Below are 4,304 nucleotides of genomic sequence, written 5' to 3'. Positions count from 1 at the left end.
TCCTTAATTAATCCCTATCTTTTTTTATTAACGCAACCATCGTAAACAGGTGGGTAAAACCTCACCGGCAAAAATAAAGTGGGTATCAAAAACGGCGGTATTTGGCGTTATATTTGACGCGACCTAAGCAAAATGAAGGTCGGCGACTACATCGGCGTGTCGAAATGTCACAAATTGCGAATTATATTTACAGTAATTTTTGCAGCAGTGTCCGCGTATTCGGAAATATCGAAAGCGCGGAAAGTTTCGTATTCAGTGTCTGCATTATCACTCATTGCGCGCACAATAAGCGCAGGAACGTCATTACGAGCAGCAACATGCAAGACAGCAGCACCTTCCATTTCAACTGCATCTGCTTTAGTAGCTGCAATTACTTCCGCAACTTTTTCTTGCGAATCAACAAAATATCCGCCGGACGCAATCGTTCCAGCAATATGCGTGATTTTCATGTCAGTTAATACATTGCTAGCTACTTTAAGCAAGTAATCATCCGAATGAAATTCGCTTGCAAACGGCTTCCACTGACCGATTAGACGCATATCAGTATCGAGATATTTTACAGTCTTTCCAAGAACAACATCGTTCGTATGCAAATTTTTATTAAGATTTCCTGCAATTCCAGAAAAAATTACAGCTTGAGGATTGTATGTGTCAATAAGATACTGCACAGTTGCAGCAGCATTTACTAAGCCCATTCCGCCAACCGTAGCTGCAACTTCGATTTTACTGCCATTCGCCGAGTCAAGAGTGCCGCAAGATACATCAAGACTTGCAGACTTATCGTGAGTCACGTTTTCAAGCGCGCTAGCAATATGTGCAACTTCTTCCTCTAAAGCACCGACAACAGCGACTTTCGTAATTTTCTCAGTACTAGGCATTAGCAGAATCATCCTTTTTTACTTCGCTACTTACGCATTTATCGTTATTCTTAACCAAAAACACGCATACTAAAGTCATAATAACAAAAGTCAAAGTCGCAATCTTCAGCAATGCTCCGCACGTAAAATCAAACCAAGGATTCACAACAGGAACATTGAAAAACGCAATAATTTGATCCTGCAAAGCAAGAAAAGCAAAAAATCCAGCTATAAGAAGCACACAAACTAAAGTACCAACAATGCGACGCCATCCGCTAGCAAAAACAATTAAAGCAATTCCAGTTACAAACGGCATAAAAACGCTAAACCACAAAGCAGAAAACGTAACAAGCGTATACCCAGCGCTATGCGTGCCACGATACCATGCAAGAGCCAACAAAAGCACACCGTTGTAAATCAAAGCTAACAATATATAACGCACCACCGGTAATGCTTTACACATAAAACCTTTATTCGCTTTATTAGCTTTATTCAAGTCTTTGTTATACATTTCAACACACTCCCTTGTACGCAAAATATAATGCAAAAATAGGCGGCAAATACAGTAAGGAATATAAGCCAAGTAGAAATTAATTGAGATTATCTTACTACAATCTCTAATCTCTAAGCTCTACGGCGAGTTGCTACAGATTTAGCTAAAATTCTTAGCAAATTGGCAGTATCTTCCCAAGAAATGCAACGATCTGTAATAGACTTGCCGTATTCAAGCTCGCTAAGAGGAGCAGGATCTTGATTGCCACCCTGCAAGAAGCTCTCCATCATAACGCCCTTAATACCCTGCTCGCCATCAGCCAAACGATCTGCAATCTCACGCACAACCTCAATCTGGCGACGCTCATCCTTGCCAGAATTACCATGCGAACAATCCACAACCACGCCGTTAGAAGCCATACAACCAGTGCCCAAGCGCAAACGAATCGAAGCAACAGCAGAAGCAACCGACGCAGCATCATAATTAGGACCTTTACTAGAACCGCGCAAAACCACGTGACAATCAGGGTTGCCAAGAGTCTGCACAGCACAAGCGCGACCAAGATGATCAATACCAAAGAACGTATGATGCTGGCTCGCAGCTAAGCAGCCATTTACAGCCGCAGAAACGGAACCATCCGTAGCATTCTTAAAACCAACCGGCATAGAAAGACCACTAGCAAGCTGACGATGAATCTGAGACTCCGTATTACGCGCACCAATCGCGCCCCAACTCACAGCATCCGCAATAAACTGAGGGCTAGTCGGCTCCAAAAATTCAGTAGCAGCAGCCAAACCAGCATCCAACACGCCGAGCAAAGTCTTACGCGCAAGCAACAAACCCTTATGAATATCATGCGTTCCATCAATATCCGGGTCGTTAATCAAACCTTTCCAGCCAAGAGCTGTGCGCGGCTTTTCAAAATACACGCGCATAACAATAAGAAGCTCATCTTCGAGCTCCGAACGCAACTTAGCTAAACGACTCGCATAATCAAGAGCAGCCTTAGGATCATGCACAGAACACGGGCCCACAATAACAAGAAGGCGATCGTCGTCGCCATTCAAACAGCCACGAATCTCATCACGCGACTGCGCAACAATATCCTGCGCATACGGCGACAATGGCAACTCGCCAAGCACCTGAGCAGGAGTTGGCAAAGGCTCAAGCTCAAGCACGCGGCGGTTAATAATGCGATCCACACCAACCTGGTCCTCCCAGCGCTGGAACTTCGCAGAGTTAAGAGGGTTGCGCCCCTCCTCAACTTCCTTCTTTACCGCGCGAGAAGTACGCTGCTCAGCTGCAGAAGACATTTGTCACCATCCTATAAAACAAAACGCGCACCGCCGCGCTTGCGCAAAGAGTTAACCTAACTTGGTGTGGTCGGTGTTCTCGTCTTAAGATAAAGACGAGAACACCGCCGAGCTTGCGTTGAAAGCACAACCACATTTGATGTGGTCGGTGCTTGCATCTTGAATAAAGATGCAAGCACCGCCGCGCTCACTATTGCGAAAAGCACAGTGTGCTTTTCGCAATAGTGAGCGCGGCGCTTTGGCTTAGCTTAAGCGCCCAATGCGCTTAAGCTAAGCCAAAGCGCCCATTGGATCCCACGCCGGCAAAACAATTGCTGGTTCTTCTAGGGCTTTGCGATATTCTTCCGGAAGCAGATTCTTCGGCACTGCAACCTCATACACGTACTCAGTAAACCAATCGTCACTCATCGTAAAGTAACCCTTATCTGCAATATCAGTGCCCCAAGAGTTCTCAACGCGCCAGCGGCGAGTAGTAGTGCCATCGTCAGCAACATCCACACCAGCAAAAGCCATAGCGTGATTCATGGCAGAATCAGCAAAACGCACACGCGCTTCCTTATCCAAATCAAAATCAACGCCATAAACGCGACCATACTCGAACAAATCAGTAGCCCAAGCGCCATTCTCGCGATCCATCATAGGATGGCAGTCGGCACCAAACCACACTGGAATGCCCTTCTCAACCAAAATCTTACGCACGCAATCCTTCATAAACTGGTTTGGCACGTTCAAATATTCGGTTGCGTCTCCGCCAGCAACATTACCCAAGTGCTCAATAGCAATTTTCTTGCCCTTAGGATGTTCAGCGCGAGGATCGTCAACCAAGCACACATAATCCTCAAGACCAGCATTCACGTACTTCTTCCAGAACTCAACTGGCGTAATCTCACCATCGCGATGGAACTTGCCGTCGCTATCAGTCCACTCCCAATCGAAGCTCTTAGGTGGCTCACCCAAGTGAATTGTCAAAATCCTGTGACCTGCAGCAGTAGCATCCGCAATAATCTCATCAATTTCAGTGGCATTCGCATACATATGAGCAACAGCAGTATGCAAAAGCGCACGCAACTGCGTATTCATAGCACCAGTATTCTTAGAAGAAGCGGTTTCTGGGAACAAATCCTTAGGAACAGCACCATACTTCTTGTAAACGTTCATAGCCATGGTCCACTGACCGCCATCGCCCATAACATCGTGCAACAAATGCTGAATCAAACGAGAATCTGAAGGCTCACCTGCACGCACCAAAGCCGCAACATCCTTCAAGAAGTAGTTAATTCGCTCAAGCTTGTCATAGTACATTGCGTAGTTCTGAGAAAACTCAAATTCCTTCAATCCAAGGGATTTCTTCGCAATGAAACGAGCCACGTTCAACGAGCTAAACAGCCAGCAACGGCCAGAACGATCCTGATGTGTTGCATCTCCGTTATCAACAATGGTAGAAAAACGACGCTGCAATAAGCGCGCACGATCATAATTACGCGCGACTTTATCAATACCAGCAGCAGTCACACCATTCATAGCTAAACGGTTTAAAGGATTTGCGTCAAAATCCTCACGCAAACCTTGTAATTTTTCATCAGTTAGAGCAGTGATTTCAGTCACAATGCTACCTTTCCTGTTAATTATCAATATTTATTT

4 protein-coding genes are annotated in these 4,304 nt (G+C 45.4%); all 4 read right to left on the bottom strand.

Going from position 1 to position 4,304, the window contains the following annotated elements; genetic code table 11:
- Positions 1–167: 167 nt before the first annotated feature.
- A complete protein-coding gene (gene mtnN / locus A5294_RS04180) occupies positions 168–878 on the bottom strand; it encodes a 5'-methylthioadenosine/S-adenosylhomocysteine nucleosidase (protein ID WP_004105593.1) in 711 nt (236 codons plus the stop codon).
- Positions 871–1,368 carry a hypothetical protein gene (locus A5294_RS04175; RefSeq protein ID WP_004105595.1) on the bottom strand — a complete coding sequence of 166 codons (498 nt, stop codon included), beginning with the start codon at positions 1,366–1,368 and terminating at the stop codon, positions 871–873. The genes mtnN and A5294_RS04175 overlap by 8 nt, the downstream gene beginning before the upstream one ends.
- A gap of 113 nt (positions 1,369–1,481) precedes the next feature.
- Positions 1,482–2,663: a 3-deoxy-7-phosphoheptulonate synthase gene (locus A5294_RS04170; RefSeq protein ID WP_004105597.1), complete on the bottom strand. Its 1,182-nt coding sequence runs from the start codon at positions 2,661–2,663 to the stop codon at positions 1,482–1,484.
- 270 nt (positions 2,664–2,933) lie between these two features.
- Positions 2,934–4,268, bottom strand: a complete 1,335-nt coding sequence (locus tag A5294_RS04165; RefSeq protein ID WP_004105599.1) for a C1 family peptidase — start codon at positions 4,266–4,268, stop codon at positions 2,934–2,936.
- Between the last annotated feature and the right edge of the window lie 36 nt (positions 4,269–4,304).

This window comes from Gardnerella sp. 30-4 (genome assembly GCF_001641215.1).
Classification (GTDB): Bacteria; Actinomycetota; Actinomycetes; order Actinomycetales; family Bifidobacteriaceae; genus Bifidobacterium; species Bifidobacterium leopoldii.
The sequence above is the reverse complement of the archived record's forward strand: the minus strand, read 5'-3'. Positions and strand labels throughout refer to the sequence as shown.